Below are 16,353 nucleotides of genomic sequence, written 5' to 3' on the forward strand. Positions count from 1 at the left end.
TTAGGATGCCGCTTGCGCGTCATCTTCTGCCTCCAAATCAGCCTCGATGGCGTATTCTTGCGCAATCTCCATAGCGACCGGCGTGGTCGTGGCTTGGGACATGACAACATACGAACCCGTTTCCTCCACAGGGACAGCCGCCCGCTGTGTCCGGCGATAGGCCGCATAGCTCACAAGGGCGGCAAAAAGCACGCCGGTAAACATGTAGAAGCCCGATGGACCCACGGTTTCCATCAGCGCACCGACAATCAGCGGGCCAAAGACGGCGCCCAACCCGTTGATAAACACCAACCCGCCCGAAGCAGCGGCCATGTCGTCATGATCAAGAAAATCGTTCGTGTGCGCCAGAAGCAGGGAGTAAAGCGGGTTCGACATACCCCCGACAACAAACGCCGACACCAGCAGCATGACAAAGTTGCCGCCCAGCAAAAGACCAAGCACTGAACCACCACCGCCAATCGCCGCGACAATCAGGATCAGGAAACGGCGGTCCATTCGGTCGGAAATCCAGCCAATGGGATATTGCAGCAGCATGGCACCGACAAAAAAGGTCGACACAAATGCCGAAATCTGCGCGACCGTCAGCCCCGCCGCAGTTCCATAAACCGCCGACATCCCGAATTGCGCGGCAAACACACCGCCCAGCAGGAACATCCCCACGCAGCCCAATGGCGATGTCTGGACAAGTGCACGCAGCGACATCGGCTTCGTTGTCTCAAAGGCCGGCACCGGACTGATCGACAACAGGATGGGTGTAATGGCCAACGACACCAGCACGGACGGAATGACAAAAAGGACAAAGCCGGATGGGTCAGCGGTCAGCAGAAGGTACTGGCTGACCACAATGCCAAAGGTCTGGACGATCATGTACAGCGACAGGGCCTTGCCACGGTTCGAATTGTCGGCAGCATCGTTCAGCCAGCTTTCCGCCGTGACGTAGACAGCAGAAAAGCAAAACCCGATGACAACGCGCCCAATGGTCCAAACCCAAGGGTCGGCAAAGGTCGGGTACAGGATCATCACCGCCGATATGAGCGACGCCAGCGCCGCAAAGACGCGCACATGCCCCACACGCTGGATCATCCTTGGGGCCAACCGGCTCCCGCCCAGAAAACCAAGGAAGTAGGCCGACATCACAATCGACATCTCGGCGGTCGAGAAACCCTCGATTTCGCCCCGGATACCCAGCAACGTGCCTTGCATCCCGTTGCCAACCATCAACAGACACATGCCAAACAACAGGGCCCAGGCGCTGGTCAGAACTTGGAACATGATGTGGAACTCCGTGAATATTGGCGGCACCCTGCCCCAATCGTGCAGCCTGTGTCGCAGATATGTGCGACTATCGCGTGTCGGTTTCCGGTGTCACGTTTGCGGCAACAAAAGCGACGCGTCCCCATAGGAAAAGAACCGGTATTCCGACCCCACGGCATGCTCGTAAATGGCGCGAATGCGCTCGTGGCCCATCAGGGCCGACACCAGCATCATCAGTGTTGATTTCGGCAGGTGAAAATTGGTCATCAGCCCATCCGCCACGCCAAAGGTGAAACCGGGATAGATGAAGATGTCTGTTTCGCCCTCCCAAGGGGCGATGCCACCATCCCGCGCCATCGTCTCGATCAAACGCAGCGCCGTGGTGCCGACGGGAATCACCCGATTGCCCCGCGCTTTGGCGGCCGCAATATCCTGTGCGGCTTGGGCCGAAACCTGCCCCCACTCCGCATGCATCTTGTGTTTGGTCACATCATCCACCTTGACCGGCAGGAACGTGCCCGCCCCGACATGCAAGGTGACATGGGTGGTTTCGACCCCATGCGCCGCAAGCGCCTGCATCAGCGAATCGTCAAAGTGCAGCGATGCCGTAGGTGCCGCCACAGCACCGCTGTTTTTGGCCCAGATGGTTTGGTAGTCGGTCTTGTCCCGCGCATCCGCCGGGCGCTTGGCGGCGATGTAGGGCGGCAGCGGCATCGCTCCGGCCTCGGCCAGTGCGGCGTCGAAATCCTCACCCATCAGGTTGAAATGCAAATGCCCCTGCCCGTCAGCGCTGCCTTCGAGCGTCGCAGACAGATCATCTGAAAATCGGATGACCTCTCCCGGTTTCACCTTCTTCAACGGTTTGACCAGCGCCGACCAAGTGCCGTCCGCGCGCGGCTCAAGCAAAGTGGCCTCGATCCGTGCTTCGGTCGGGCCTTGCGCACTTTCCCGCGCGCGGGTGCCGAACAGGCGCGCGGGGATCACGCGCGTGTCGTTCAGAACCAGCAAATCCCCGGGACGCAGCCACGAAACAAGGTCGGTGACCACCCGATCGTGAATTGCATCCCCTTCGGCCACCAGCAAACGGGCTGACGACCGCGGCGACGCGGGACGCGTGGCAATCAGCGCTTCGGGCAGGTCAAAATCGAAATCATCCAGCTTCATGCGCGCCACGTAGCGACGCAATCACCGTTCATCAATGCGTTTTTGCCGTTCAATCCGTCTTTGTTCGGCGCGGCTTGGTCCCGTGTCCTCAGGCGCGAAGGCCTCTGGCACCGCCGGCGCAACCTGCTCCCCCTCGACCCGGGGAACTTCCGGCGCAGGGGCGCGGAAAATCTCGCGGAACACGCCCGGTGTCAGTGCCGATAGCGGATTGACCTGCACGCGCGGGCTCGCCGCCGGGCCACGCAGTCGGTAATTGAAGCCAATCAAACCCTCGCCGCGGCGGGGGGCTAAGATACCACCAATCCCGTTGATCAGAAACAGGGGTGAAATCACGCCCTGCATGTCCAGACGCCCCCCGGCCACATCGTACACACCATCCATGGACAACCCCATCGACGGCCCCGTCGCGCTGGCCTGTGTCAGCGTCATTGTGGATGGGGTCAGGCGAAAGGAGGCTTCGACATTCTGAAAGTGAATACCGCTGCCGCTCATCTGCTCCAGCAAACCCACAACACTCAGCGCGTTCAGAAGCGCGGCAATCGCGGGCGCATCCTGCACCCGCGTTTCCTGGACGTTCAACGTTCCGTCAAAGGCCGCATCCCCGACAGGCAGCAGGGTCAGGGACAGCGACCCGCCGCGCGCCTGTTTCAGAATACCGGCTGAGGCTGCCACCCCGCCCGCATCATCAGCCGTAATGCGGATCGCGCTGCGCCCGTTCTGCGGCAGCACCTGCCCCCGGATCACAGCCCCGCCATTCACTCGGGCGCGGAACTCTCCGTCCAACCCACGTGTCATGTTGAACTCACCCGTCACACCATTCAGTGCAATGGTGTCGGTGATCTGCAACCGATCCAGGGTAAGGCTCAAGGGCCCGCCCCCCTGCTGCCCCCCCGTGCCCGCACCCGAGCCTCCAAAGTCTGCCGCGCGTAAGTCCAAAACGCCGCCGCGCACCTCGACAGCCGGTGCGGCGCCGGACCCGCGCCCCCACAGATCTACAGGCCCATTCATCCAGCTGCCCACCCGCACAGAACTGAAGCTAGCGCGTTCCAGCCCACCGCCTGGAATGAACGTGATAGCGCCCTCGGCCTGCAAGCCGGGCGCATCCAGCGCAATCCGATCCACGCGGGGCAATGGCCCAAGTTGCCCGGCAAGCGTCAGAGACGCCGCCGTTGACGCTGGCTTGGACCATCCCAGCGGCGGCGAAGACAGGCGCACCCCGCGCAGGTTGGTCGACAGAGCAAAAGATGGGACACCGTCACCCGCCGGCAAGTCGATGGTGATGTCACCGGTGCCACGTCCCGTCACCAACCCGGCCGGGAGACCCAGTTGAAATGCGTCAATCGTGCGCTCCGACAGTTCTATGGTGCCCGCGACCTGACTGGGCTGGGGCGATCCGCGGCCCAATGGTTGGGCCCAAGCTGCATCAAATGGCACCCCATCCAAGGTTCCGACGCCAGACACCTCGACCCGGCTTTGCGAGGCGACAACGCGCAATGTGTCAGCCGCAAGACGCCGCCCTTCAATCAGCGTGGTGCTCAAGACGTCTCGGGCAGTCCCGGTTGCGTCATACTCGACGTCCTTTGGCTTCAACCCCTTTTTCATGGCAAAGGCCAACGTACCTGCAGCCTTCAAACGCCCATCGGCAAGCGTGGGAGACAACCCCGCATTCTCCATCACGTTGAGAGGCGGCAAATCCAGCAGCGACAAGCCCGCGGTCACTGTTCCATCCGTTTCCAGCCGAACAACGGCAGGCACAGCGTCACGCGCGCGCACATCCGGAATAATGAACGATGACCCGCTTACATTAATGCGCCCCCCGAGCGGTGCAGTCACAAAACCCTGATCAACGGCTACAACAAAACGACCATCAAGCAATGTGGCACTGCCACGGGCCTGCTCAACCGGCGGCAGGGTTTTCAGGTATCGCACCCGCGCATCTTCATAGGCGAAACCCGCATAGGCGACCGTCGGGGTGCTGGGCGTGTCCCGCACCGCAACATCAACGTCGCGCATATAACCATCCTGTAAATTCTCCAGAACCCACTTGCGGGCCTTCGGAGCGTAGCGATCCGGCCAAAGCTCAAGCAGGCGGTCCGGCATCATACCGGCGACCTGGGCATCCAGTTCGTAGCTCCACCCGTCGCGCGCCGCCAACAAGGCGCCCCGCGCAATCAGGTCTTGCCCCTGATCCTGTAACAATGCCTGCCCGATGTCCAAACGGAATGGGTCAAGGCGCAACCTGAAATCCAGCTGTGCCGCTTCCACCTCGATCGGTTCGGGAAACAGATTGTCGGGATTGGCGGTCAGTGCACTTGCCCGGAACTGACCGACCAGATCATCCAGGCCGCCATCATCATCCAGACCCAAAACCGCCTGACCATCGATCCGCGCGGTGATCCACGCACTCTCGACTGACAATTCATCAAAAGTCAGAACGGTGTCACCGGGATCATAGCTGAAATAGCTGCGCGCAGACTGAAACGGCACGGGTCGCGTTGCATCGGTGGGCTGAATGACACCAGCATCTATATTCAAGGACACATTGAGCGGATCCAAACTGCCATCCGCACCAACGCCGCCGCGCACTGCACCAGATATCGGGGCACGCACAACATCCAGCCATTCAAAAGGCGGGGCGAGAACCGCAATATCCCCGGCATCGACATCGTTGACCAAAACACCAAAGGTTGCAGCCGATTGGCCAACGCGGCCCTCGTAGTTCGCCTCCAGGGTGGCCACATCCTCGCCGCCACTCAACAAAGCAAGGTCGGAGGTTATACGCACCTCGTCTCCGTCGCGCGATAGGCGCATACGCCCGCCGTCGATCGTCCACGCTCTCGAAGACCGGACATCCTCGATCCGCAAGGTCAGCGCCTGAATGTCACCTGACTTCAAAGCTGACAAACCGGGCAAAGTAAGAAGTTCGTCGACGCTTTCGATCAACAGGGCAAGGTTGGCTGCCTGCTGCGTGGGCCCGGTCAGGTCCAGCCCGCCGGACAGAATGACCGACCCGTCAATCTCGCGTCGCAGGCTGGCAAACACACCCGACACTCCAATGTCAGTTGGGCGAAACTCTCCCCTTACGAGATCGGTGATGGACAACCCGATCCGCATCTCGGAAAAACCGACAATCTCATCACCGGCTGTGTTCAGCACCTGCACATTGCTCATGCGAACCCTGGGCTTGCTACTGTCTTCGACAATCAGGTCCAGCGCATCAAAGCGCAGCGACGCCGCGCCCAAAGCCTCTCCTGCCCGCACCTCGATCCGATCGCGCACCCAATTCGGCGCAGCGACCGGTCGTCCAATGAGCACGTAAATGGCTGCACCCAGAAGGACGGCAAAGAAAAGACTGAAAAACAGGCTCCCCAACCCAAGGCGGCGCCACAGGCTTTTTTTCCGCCGGGTGGGCGGTTCAGGGATCGGGTCGGCACTGCTCATGTCTTTATTCTTGTCTGCCCAGCCCTATCATGCCAGTCACAACTTTCCCAAGTCTTATGAAAAGGCCGAAACATGCTCGATATCGCCTCACCTGCCCCTGACTTTACCCTTCCTGACAGCGACGGAAATGATGTGACTCTGTCGGCGATGCAAGGCGGTCCGATCGTGCTTTTTTTCTATCCGCGGGATGACACCTCGGTTTGCACCAAGGAATCGATCGCCTTTTCCGAACACCTTGCCGACTTTGAAGCCGCCGGCGCGAAGGTTTTTGGAATTTCCAAGGACAGCGTCGCAAGCCATGCAAAATTCGCCAAGAAAAGAGAGCTGACGGTGACGCTTTTGTCGGATGAAAACGACTCGGTCTGCGAGGACTACGGCGTTTGGAAAGAAAAAAACATGTACGGTAGAAAGTACATGGGCATCGAGCGCACCACATACCTCATTGACGCAAACGGAAGTGTCGCAATGACCTGGCCAAAGGTAAAAGTACCCGGTCACGTCGAAGCGGTATTGGCCGCCGTTAAAGCCCTGTGACCGGGTGGCATCTGCCCGAACGCTTCCAGACGTCAGCGGGGTTTGTTGCCGCTGGTCGAACCGGCGCAGGCCCCGCTCTGGTGCTGGCCCATGGTTGGCCCTGGTCGTCCTTTTCCTGGCACCGCGTGATTGCACGCCTGTCGGAACAGTACACCGTGCACTGGTACGATATGCCGGATTTCGGCGCTTCGGAACATCGGGCGGACCGTCCGAGCGGGATTGACGCGCAAGCACAAGTCTTTGCCGAGATGCTCGACCATTTCGACCTGCGCGCGCCCATTGTGTGGGCGCATGATTTCGGCGGTGCGATCACATTGCGGGCGCATCTGATGGGCGGTGTCGACTATGCCCGTCTGGTGCTGATGAACGTGGTGATGATGCGCCCATGGGGTTCTGGCTTTTTCGATCATGTGAAACGCCACGTCGATGTGTTCTCTGCCGTGCCGCCGCACATACATCGCGGTATTGTCGAAGCGTATGTCGGCGGCGCTTTCGCAGATGGCATCGCCGGGGACGACATGGAGCAATTGGTGGCACCCTGGCTGGATGCTGAGGGTCAGATCGCGTTCTACGGCCAGTTCGCGCAAGCGGATGAGGGACTTACCGCGGCGTTCGAGGAAAAGCTCGATCAGGTCAGATGCCCCGTTCACATCTTGTGGGGCGCCAACGATCCATGGATACCCTTGGCCCGCGGGCGTGACTTGGCTTTGGCAATGAACCGCCCACCGATGACAGAACTGCCGGGACTGGGACATATGCCGCAACTCGAAAACGCCGATGCAACGCTCCGGGCCGCCCTGCCCGCCCTCGCCCCATGATGCCCCTTGCACAGATGGCCGAAGCCGTGCTGCGCACCGCAGACGGCCGAGAAAAGACGGCCCTGTCGCGTAAGCTGGCTGCCGAGTGGAAAACGGCACGGGCCGACGGGCGCACGCCCGATATCGGCACCGCCTCTCCGCCAACGCACCCGGCGCGACCATCCACACCCGAACTGCTCAGCCCCCGTGACGTACCGCGCCGCCGCCCCGGCAGCCCGCAGGGACGCATCGCGCTGCTGCACGCCGTGGCCCATATCGAACTCAATGCCGTCGACCTGCACTGGGACATCATCGCCCGCTTCACCCATGTGCCCATGCCCATGGGGTTCTATGACGATTGGGTGAAGGCGGCGGACGAAGAATCCAAACACTTCAACCTGATGTGCGACTGCCTCGAAGAGCTGGGCAGCCACTACGGTGCCCTTCCAGCTCATGCGGGCATGTGGCGCGCTGCCGAAGATACGGCAGAGGATTTCATGGGACGGCTGGCGGTTGTCCCCATGGTGCTCGAAGCCCGCGGGCTCGACGTGACGCCGGGCATGATCGACATCTTCCGCAAGGCGAAGCTCGACAGCGCCGTCGCCGCCCTCGAAACCATCTATTCCGAGGAAGTGGCCCATGTCGCTTACGGGTCGAAATGGTTCCATTTCCTGTGTGGCCGCGACAACCTCGACCCAAAGGACGCATTCCACGATCTGGTGCAACGTTACTTCCACAGCCCCCTCAAACCACCCTTCAACGAAGAGAAAAGAGCCGAGGCCGGCCTGCCCCCTGATTTCTACTGGCCGCTTGCGATAACAGACTGATCCGTATGGAAATCATGCGCGGTTTTTCGCCAATTTGATACATTTCGGCACCGGTTTCGCTCAGAACGTAGCGTGAGACTTGCCGCCAAAGCGGTGTGACTTTATGCACAGGCGCTAAGGCGTTGTGTTTGGGGATATGAACGCCGTTGTGGGATGGGAACAAATAGGGACGAGCGTTTTGCGGACACGCCTCGGCATCAAGTGGCACGGACTTCTGGAAAAGTACTTTCCCGAACGCCGCGTCTTTCTCAAGTCAGACAATGATACGCGCTTCATCCGGCTTCGGCCTGGCACACAGCTGCTCGCCTTCGCGGGCAGTTCTTTTGTTGTGGCCTGGGCCATCGTCGCAACGGCCATCCTGCTCATGGACAGTATCGGGTCGGGCAATTTCCGCGAACAGGCCAAACGCGATCAAAGCACCTATCAGGCCCGCCTGAATGATCTCGCCGGGCAACGCGATGCCCGGGCCGAAGAAGCATTGGCCGCGCAAAACCGGTTCAACGCGGCGCTCGAACAGATCTCGGTGATGCAGTCGGAACTGCTGTCGTCAGAAACGCGCCGCCGCGAATTGGAAACCGGGATCGAAGTCATACAGGCCACTCTTCGCGGGACGATGAAGGACCGTGAAGCTGCGCGCGAACAACTCGCAGCGCTTCAGGATCAAGTGGAGACCGGTGGGGCAGGCACAGCACTTGCCGCAAACGCTGGTGGCGCACCCATGGATTTTGTGGCCGACGCACTGGCCAAAACTGCCGCTGAACGGGACAAGATCGAACAAGATGCCCAAGACGCGCTGCTCGCCGCCGACGAAATGGCGACAGAAATCGCGCTGATGCGCGAACAGAACGACCAGATTTTCCGCCAGTTGGAAGAAGCGATGACAGTCTCTGTCGCGCCACTGGACAAGATGTTCCGCGCAGCAGGTATGCCAACAGACCGGATCATCAACCAGGTTCGTCGCGGCTATTCTGGTCAGGGCGGTCCACTGACGCCTCTGTCCTTCTCGACCCGCGGTGAAGAACCCAGCCCCGACACTCTGCGCGCCAACCGTCTGCTCAACCAGATGGACACGCTGAACCTTTACCGGATCGCCGCGCAAAAGGCGCCCTTTGCCACACCGGTCAAGGACGCGTTCCGATTCACCTCCGGCTTCGGATTCCGCCGCGATCCCAAAACAGGCGGTCGCCGCATGCACAGAGGCGTGGACTTCGCCGCATCGGTCGGCACGCCACTCTATGCCACGGCGGACGGTGTAGTCACCCACGCAGGCTGGCAATCAGGCTATGGCCGACTTGTCAAAATTCAACATGAATTCGGAATAGAGACCCGCTACGCGCACCTTTCGAAACTGCGTGTGAAAGTTGGTCAAAAGGTCTCGCGCGGGGATCGTATTGGTGATATGGGAGCCTCTGGACGGGTAACCGGCGTGCATCTGCACTACGAAGTCCGCGTCGGCGGAAAAGCCGTCAACCCGATGATCTATATCAAGGCAGCCAACGATGTTTTCTAAGAGCAAAATCAACGAACCTGGCCCCAACACAGATGCGGCCAAGCCCGCGGCACCGGCCGCCCCTGCCCCCGCAGCGCCCAAGCAAAGCGAATTCAAGGCCAGCGCGCCCAAGGCGAAACCGCCCGCCTCGCTTCTGTCGGCAGACCTGCATATCACGGGCAACATGAAGACAACCGGCGACATCCAGGTTGAAGGCACGGTCGAAGGCGACATTCGCGCCCACCTGCTGACGATTGGTGAAAGCGCCACGATCAAGGGCGAGGTCGTCGCGGACGACGTCGTTATCAACGGCCGCATCGTGGGCCGTGTCCGTGGCCTGAAAGTGCGCCTGACGTCGACCGCACGGGTCGAAGGTGACATCATTCACAAGACCATCGCCATCGAAAGCGGCGCCCACTTCGAGGGATCCGTGCAGCGTCAGGACGACCCCCTGAACGCAGGCGGGAACAAGCCGAAGGCACCACAACAGCCAGCGCCAGCGCCGCAAAACAACGGCTAAGGTCTTTTTCACATGACAGATAAACGGGCGCCCCAGACCACTGCGGCGCCCGTTTTTCATCCTGGGTTCTGCGCAGAACGCAGCCGCCCCTACATCCTTGTCGCTGCGGTCCTCGCCTCTGCCCTTGGCATCATCGACAGCACCGTTGTGGCTATCGCCCTGCCCGCCATGCGCGACAGCCTTGGCGCGGGACTGGTACAGGCGCAATGGATTCACAACGCCTATATGCTGACTCTTGCGGCCCTGATCCTCGTCGGTGGCGCCATGGGCGATCGCTTTGGACTGGGCCGCGTCTTCGGGTTTGGCATCGCCCTTTTTGTCGTGGCGTCGATGTTCTGCGCTTTGGCGCCCACGCCGCTCTTCATGATCATCGCCCGCGCGGTGCAGGGCGTTGGTGCGGCCATCATGGTGCCTGGCTCACTCGCCTTGATCGCACGCGCCTACCCGCGCGAGAGCCGGGGGCGTGCCATTGGAACTTGGGCGTCCGCCTCGGCGATCACCACTGCCGCGGGTCCGATCATCGGCGGGTTGACCCTGACCATCGGCGGGCCGGATATGTGGCGCTGGATCTTTGCCATAAACCTGCCATTCGGTGCCCTGGCCCTTTACCTTCTCTACCGCCATCTGGGCGATGACCCAGTCAAAGACGACGCCCGTGTTGACGTGCCCGGCGCAGTGACGGCAACTGTCGCGCTGCTCTCAATTGCATGGGGCCTCACTTCGCTTGATCACGGTGGCGACGCGACGCTTTGGTTGATCGGTGGCACGATGATGCTGGTGGTTTTCCTTTGGACCCAAATGCGCAGCGACCACCCGATGATGCCGCTCACACTCTTCGCCTCCCGCCCGTTCTCTGCGGCGAATGCGCTGACGTTCACGCTATACTCCGCGCTGTCGATGATGTTCTTCTTCATGCCGATGACCTTCATCGCGGGCTGGGGCCTGACCGAGATAGAGGCGTCCGCAGCGTTCGCACCCATGTCGGTGTTCATTTCGCTCCTGTCTTCCCATGCGGGCAAATTGGCCGACCGGATCGGTCCTGCGCCGCTGCTTATGGGTGGCTCTCTTGTCGTTGCTACGGGCTACGCGGCCATGGCGTTCCTCGCGCCGTATCAGAATTTCTGGGGCCACATCCTGCCAGCCATGTGTCTGGTGGGCCTTGGTATGGCAGCCGTTGTGGCTCCGCTCTCAACCTCCATCATGACAGCCATCGACGAAACACAATCCGGCACCGCATCGGGCATCAACAACGCCGTGACGCGCATGGCGGGCCTCATCTCGGTGGCAGCGGTCGGTGGGTTTGTTGCCGCGCTCTATACAAGCGCAGGCGGGACTGCCAGCTTCGGGATCGAGAGTGATACAGCGGGCCACGGTGCGGCCATGACAACGGCGTTTACAGGGCTCGCTTGGATCGCCACAGGCCTTGCGGTCATCAGCGCAGGGCTCGGCTGGCTGACCCGAAGTGTAAACGGAAATTAACTTTTAACCACTTTTCAATCGTTGAAGATTGCGGGTTAAATCACTGCTCCAAAAGCAAAAAGGGCGCACTTAAAGTGCGCCCCTTCAACCTGTCCCCGCGGGGACAGATTTTTAGTCGGTAACAGACACCTTGGTCATCACGTCCGGCGCCCCTTCGATCGCACCCGACCGCGGGTGCCCCCGCTTGATCTGGTCCAGCACCTCAAGCCCCGAGGTCACACGGCCCACAACGGTATATTGGCCATCCAGAAACGGCCCCGGTTGGAACATGATAAAGAACTGGCTGTTGGCACTGTTCGGGTTTTGCGAGCGGGCCATGCCCACCACGCCGCGATCAAAAGTGATGTCCGAAAACTCCGCAGGCAGGTCCGGCTGATCAGAGCCTCCGGTCCCGGCACGACGGCCATCATAGTCACCGCTCGTGTCCCCGAACTGCACGTCACCGGTCTGCGCCATGAAGCCGTCGATCACCCGGTGGAAGGCCACCCCGTCATACTCACCACCCTCGGCCAATGCCGTGATGCGCGCGACGTGTTGCGGCGCCGTGTCTTCGAGCAGGTCGATGGCGATGGTGCCATTGGCCTCACCGCTCACCGTGATCTCGAGACCCGACGCAAGGGCTGTCCCCGCCGGGACGGCAAGTGCTGCGGCGGCGATCAGGTTACGCCACATCGGCGGCCACCTTCACGCTGATCATCCGGTCAGGCTCGGCAGGTGGCTCGCCACGCGTGATCGCATCGACGTGTTCCATGCCCGACGTCACCTGGCCGTAGACGGTGTACTGCCCGTTCAGGAAATCATTGTCCTTGAAGTTGATGAAGAACTGGCTGTTCGCGCTGTCAGGGTTGGCCGAACGTGCAGCACCCAGCGACCCACGGGCGTGCGGGATCTTGGAGAACTCGGCTGGCAGGTCCGGCTTGTCCGACCCGCCTGTGCCCGCCATGCGGATGTTGAACCCGTCTTCCATGTCGCCGTGCTGCACATCGCCGGTCTGCGCCATGAAGCCGTCGATCACCCGGTGAAACGCGACGTTGTCATACTCGCCTGCCCGTGCGAGCTCTTTCATCCGCTCCACGTGCTTCGGGGCCACGTCGGGCAGCAGTTGAATCGTGACAGTGCCGCCTTTGAGTTCCATCAGGATCGTGTTTTCTGGGTCTTTGATCTCGGCCATGTGTGCCTCTTTCCATTTGGTTTGGGCATCTACCTAAGCCGGTGGGCACGCAGGGACAAGTCACCCGGTTGACCCGAGCTGCATTTGCCGCGATGCAAGGGCCAACGCAGAGGCAAAGGAGTGTGCGACATGGGCTGGAAATCGCTGGATGACATGGATCTTTCGGGCAAGCGCGTGTTGACCCGCGTGGACATCAACGTCCCCATGGAAGACGGTCGCGTCACCGATGCCACCCGCATCGAGCGGATCGTCCCAACCATCACCGACATTCGCGCCAAGGGCGGCAGCCCTGTTCTGCTGGCCCATTTCGGACGCCCCAAAGGTCAGCCCAACCCGGACATGTCGCTGCAACCGCTCGTCCCTGCCCTCGAAGAGGCATTTGGCTGCCCAGTCACATTTGTAGAACGTCCCAGCCGGGACTGGATTGATGCGCAGCCCGCCGATGCGGTGATCCTTGTCGAGAACACGCGCTTCACCCCCATGGAAGAAGTCAACGACCCACAGATGGCTCAATTCCTTGCCACGCTCGGCGACGTTTACTGCAATGACGCGTTTTCAGCAGCGCACCGGGCACATGCCTCGACCACCGGTGTGGCCCACCTTCTGCCCAACTGCGCGGGCCGCTTGATGCAGGCGGAACTCGAAGCGCTAGAGGCGGCTTTGTCCAACCCGAAGCGTCCGGTCGGAGCGGTTGTCGGCGGAGCCAAGGTTTCGACCAAGCTGGACCTGCTGCAGAACCTAGTGAAGAAGATCGACGTGCTGATCATCGGCGGCGGCATGGCGAACACCTTCATCGCGGCCCAAGGCGCCGACCTCGGCGCTTCGCTGCAAGAGGCAGACCTGCACGATACAGCGCGGGACATCATGGCAGCGGCCAAGGATGCAGGCTGTACCGTGATCTTGCCAAAGGACGGACGTGTTGCGCGTGAGTTCAAGGCTGGTGCCGACCATGAGGTGATTGCCCTTGGGCAAAACACCAAGCTGGCGGATGACCAGATGGTATTGGACGCAGGCGATGATGCGGCAGAGACCATCGGACGGTGCTTTGACGATTTGGAAACCCTGATCTGGAACGGCCCCCTCGGCGCCTTTGAAATCGCACCATTCGACACGGCGACGATGGCGGCCGCCAAGGCGGCAGCGACACGGACCAAGGCAGGAAAGCTCGTGACCGTTGCAGGCGGTGGGGACACGGTAGCCGCGCTGAATCAGGCGGGTGTTGCCGATGACTTCACCTATATCTCTACCGCTGGGGGCGCATTCCTTGAATGGATGGAGGGCAAAGAGCTGCCCGGAGTTGCCGCCCTCACTCAATAGTCAGAGCGATCCAGTTGGCGCAGACCCGCCTTGGCCCATATGATGCCCTATCGATCTGCATTGAATGGGGGGCATGACATGGCCTGGACACTGATCACCGGCGCATCCGAAGGATTGGGCGTGGAATTCGCGCGCATTGCGGCCAAGGAGGGCCGCAACATGATCCTGGCCGCACGCTCAAAGGATAAACTGGACGCCGTCGCCGAAGAGGCACGCAACCAAGGGGTTGAGGCCTTGGTGATCCCCGCCGACCTTTCGGACATGGCAGAGGTGGACCGGCTTTGGTCCGAGGCGACTGAGGGGCGTGAGATCGATGTGCTCGTGAACAATGCCGGCCTTGGCTACAACGGCCCGTTCAACGCCGGTCAGGGGTGGGACCGCGAGCTGGCCTCGATCAACGTGAACATGCTGGCGCTGACGCGACTGATGAAGCTGGCCATCCCACATATGCGGGGTTTGCCCAAGGGCCGTATCCTGAACGTGGCTTCTGTGGCCGGGTTCACCCCCGGCCCAAACATGGCGGTGTATCACGCAACGAAAGCCTACGTTCTGTCCCTGTCCGAAGCGGTGGCCGAGGAATTGCGCGGATCATCCGTGACGGTGACGGCACTGTGCCCCGGTGCGACGGCCACCAACTTTTTCGACGATGCAGACATGCACGGCGTGCGCCTGCTGAAAATGTCGAAACCGATGAATGCCAAGGATGTGGCCGAAGCCGGTTGGCTGCAGGCGCGGATCGGCAAACGGATCGTCGTGCCCGGCGCGATGAACAAGGTCTTTGCCTTTTTGCCCCGCATTTCACCGCGCGGTCTGACAACGCGGATTGCCGCGCAAATGATGGGAAAACACTAAACCTTTTAAACAAAAGGGATTCACAGCGCGAATCACCTGTGCCATAGTGCGTGCAACCGCCCAAAGAGGTGGGAACAAAGGCAGTCGTTTCACATGTCCCGTACCGCACGCCCCGCTTTGGGCACATTTATCTTCTTCTCGGTCGCGTTCGCTTTGGCGATCTATTTCACCTTTGCCGCCGTGCAGGGTGATTTTGGTTTGTTCCGCCGTGCCGAGATTGAAGCAGAAGCGCGGGACTTGTCGCGTCAACTGGCAGACGTTCAATCCCAAGTGACCGAGATGGAAAATCTGACCAAGCGTTTATCGGACGATTATCTCGATCTTGATCTGCTGGACGAACAGACCCGCAGCGTGCTGGGCATGTTGCGCAGCGATGAAATCGTTATCCGCTGACCCCCGTAAAACCGGTATTTACAACACAAGTTGCCCTTGCGGCAGATTGGCACTCGCGTCGCGTGCGCGAATCCTGTAGGGAATAGTTTAACGCTAAACTATTCCTTGTCAGGGAGGTCACCACCATGGCCGCGCGCAAAGCCCAAACGAAACCGAATGTTTCAGCGGAGGAGCTGAAGGGCTACTACCGCGACATGTTGTTGATCCGCCGGTTCGAAGAAAAAGCCGGTCAGCTTTATGGCATGGGTCTGATTGGTGGGTTCTGCCACCTGTATATCGGGCAGGAAGCCGTGGTTGTCGGTCTTGAGGCTGCAGCCGAGGAAGGCGACAAGCGCATCACATCGTACCGCGATCACGGCCATATGCTGGCCTGTGGCATGGACCCCAATGGCGTGATGGCCGAGCTGACGGGCCGCGAGGGCGGTTATTCCAAGGGCAAGGGCGGCTCCATGCACATGTTCTCGAAAGAGAAGCATTTCTATGGCGGTCACGGGATCGTTGCCGCACAGGTGCCGCTGGGTGCGGGCCTCGCCTTTGCTGACAAGTACAAGGAAAACGGGCGCGTTACCTTTACCTATTTCGGGGATGGGGCGGCGAACCAGGGTCAGGTTTATGAGGCCTATAACATGGCCGAGCTATGGGACCTGCCGGTCGTCTTCGTCATCGAGAACAACCAGTACGCCATGGGCACCTCGACCAAGCGGTCGACCAAGTCGCCCAGCTATTGGGAGCGTGGGGCGGCTTACGGCATTCCCGGCGAGGAAGTCGACGGCATGGATGTACTGGCGGTCAAGGCGGCGGGTCAGAAAGCCGTTGCCCACTGCCGGGCTGGCAAGGGGCCGTATATCCTTGAGATCAAGACATATCGGTATCGCGGCCACTCGATGTCCGACCCGGCCAAGTATCGCACCCGCGAGGAAGTGCAGAAGATGCGCGATGAGCGTGATCCGATCGAGGCCGTCCGGTCCATGCTGTTGACCGGCAAGCACGCGACCGAGGATGACCTGAAGGCCATCGACAAAGAGATCAAGGAAATCGTGAACGCCTCGGCCGAGTTTGCGAAGGAAAGCCCCGAGCCTGCGCTCGACGAGCTTTGGACAGATATTTACGCCTGA

15 protein-coding genes are annotated in these 16,353 nt (G+C 60.7%); 10 read left to right on the top strand and 5 right to left on the bottom strand.

What is annotated here, in order from left to right; translation table 11 throughout:
• The 3 genes from IE087_RS07205 to IE087_RS07215 all read right to left on the bottom strand — a co-directional run bounded on the left by IE087_RS07205 (window position 1) and on the right by IE087_RS07215 (window position 5,859).
• On the bottom strand, window positions 1-1,272 hold the full coding sequence (locus tag IE087_RS07205; RefSeq protein ID WP_189368630.1) for an MFS transporter: 1,272 nt from the start codon (window positions 1,270-1,272) through the stop codon (window positions 1-3).
• A 93-nt stretch (window positions 1,273-1,365) separates the two neighbouring features.
• The gene (gene queA / locus IE087_RS07210) at window positions 1,366-2,418 is read right to left on the bottom strand and encodes a tRNA preQ1(34) S-adenosylmethionine ribosyltransferase-isomerase QueA (RefSeq protein WP_189368631.1); all 1,053 of its coding nucleotides are present in this window, start codon (window positions 2,416-2,418) and stop codon (window positions 1,366-1,368) included.
• 21 nt (window positions 2,419-2,439) lie between these two features.
• Complete coding sequence (locus tag IE087_RS07215; RefSeq protein WP_189368632.1) at window positions 2,440-5,859, bottom strand: AsmA-like C-terminal region-containing protein; 3,420 nt, start codon at window positions 5,857-5,859, stop codon at window positions 2,440-2,442.
• 72 nt (window positions 5,860-5,931) lie between these two features.
• On the opposite strand from IE087_RS07215, the gene IE087_RS07220 reads away from it, so the two are divergent.
• The 6 genes from IE087_RS07220 (at window position 5,932) to IE087_RS07245 (ending at window position 11,505) form a co-directional block, all read left to right on the top strand.
• Complete coding sequence (locus IE087_RS07220; RefSeq protein WP_189368633.1) at window positions 5,932-6,393, top strand: peroxiredoxin; 462 nt, start codon at window positions 5,932-5,934, stop codon at window positions 6,391-6,393.
• On the top strand, window positions 6,390-7,211 hold the full coding sequence (locus tag IE087_RS07225; protein WP_189368634.1) for an alpha/beta fold hydrolase: 822 nt from the start codon (window positions 6,390-6,392) through the stop codon (window positions 7,209-7,211). The genes IE087_RS07220 and IE087_RS07225 overlap by 4 nt, the downstream gene beginning before the upstream one ends.
• Window positions 7,208-8,017, top strand: coding sequence for a ferritin-like domain-containing protein (locus IE087_RS07230; RefSeq protein WP_189368635.1), 810 nt, complete (start codon window positions 7,208-7,210; stop codon window positions 8,015-8,017). The genes IE087_RS07225 and IE087_RS07230 overlap by 4 nt, the downstream gene beginning before the upstream one ends.
• 178 nt (window positions 8,018-8,195) lie before the next feature.
• Window positions 8,196-9,527 carry a M23 family metallopeptidase gene (locus IE087_RS07235; protein WP_189368636.1) on the top strand — a complete coding sequence of 444 codons (1,332 nt, stop codon included), beginning with the start codon at window positions 8,196-8,198 and terminating at the stop codon, window positions 9,525-9,527.
• A complete protein-coding gene (locus IE087_RS07240) occupies window positions 9,517-10,026 on the top strand; it encodes a bactofilin family protein (protein ID WP_189368637.1) in 510 nt (169 codons plus the stop codon). Before IE087_RS07235 ends, IE087_RS07240 begins: the two co-directional genes overlap by 11 nt.
• A 12-nt stretch (window positions 10,027-10,038) precedes the next feature.
• Window positions 10,039-11,505, top strand: coding sequence for an MFS transporter (locus tag IE087_RS07245; RefSeq protein WP_189368638.1), 1,467 nt, complete (start codon window positions 10,039-10,041; stop codon window positions 11,503-11,505).
• Between the two features lie 111 nt (window positions 11,506-11,616).
• Here the strand turns inward: IE087_RS07245 and IE087_RS07250 are convergent, their stop codons facing one another.
• Both IE087_RS07250 and IE087_RS07255 read right to left on the bottom strand, forming a co-directional pair.
• Window positions 11,617-12,177, bottom strand: coding sequence for a peptidylprolyl isomerase (locus IE087_RS07250; protein WP_189368639.1), 561 nt, complete (start codon window positions 12,175-12,177; stop codon window positions 11,617-11,619).
• Complete coding sequence (locus IE087_RS07255; RefSeq protein WP_189368640.1) at window positions 12,167-12,676, bottom strand: peptidylprolyl isomerase; 510 nt, start codon at window positions 12,674-12,676, stop codon at window positions 12,167-12,169. Before IE087_RS07255 ends, IE087_RS07250 begins: the two co-directional genes overlap by 11 nt.
• 129 nt (window positions 12,677-12,805) lie before the next feature.
• On the opposite strand from IE087_RS07255, the gene IE087_RS07260 reads away from it, so the two are divergent.
• From IE087_RS07260 to pdhA, 4 genes are all read left to right on the top strand, one after another.
• Entirely contained in the window at window positions 12,806-13,993 is a 1,188-nt protein-coding gene (locus IE087_RS07260) for a phosphoglycerate kinase (protein WP_189368641.1), read from the top strand.
• Between the two features lie 78 nt (window positions 13,994-14,071).
• Window positions 14,072-14,845 (top strand): SDR family NAD(P)-dependent oxidoreductase, encoded by a 774-nt coding sequence (locus tag IE087_RS07265; protein WP_189368642.1) that lies wholly within the window; start codon window positions 14,072-14,074, stop codon window positions 14,843-14,845.
• A 93-nt stretch (window positions 14,846-14,938) separates the two neighbouring features.
• Window positions 14,939-15,238, top strand: coding sequence for an FtsB family cell division protein (locus IE087_RS07270; protein ID WP_189368643.1), 300 nt, complete (start codon window positions 14,939-14,941; stop codon window positions 15,236-15,238).
• Window positions 15,239-15,363: 125 nt separating this feature from the next.
• Window positions 15,364-16,353 (top strand): pyruvate dehydrogenase (acetyl-transferring) E1 component subunit alpha, encoded by a 990-nt coding sequence (gene pdhA, locus IE087_RS07275; RefSeq protein ID WP_189368644.1) that lies wholly within the window; start codon window positions 15,364-15,366, stop codon window positions 16,351-16,353.

It is taken from the genome of Tateyamaria omphalii (genome assembly GCF_014651375.1).
Classification (GTDB): Bacteria; Pseudomonadota; Alphaproteobacteria; order Rhodobacterales; family Rhodobacteraceae; genus Tateyamaria; species Tateyamaria omphalii.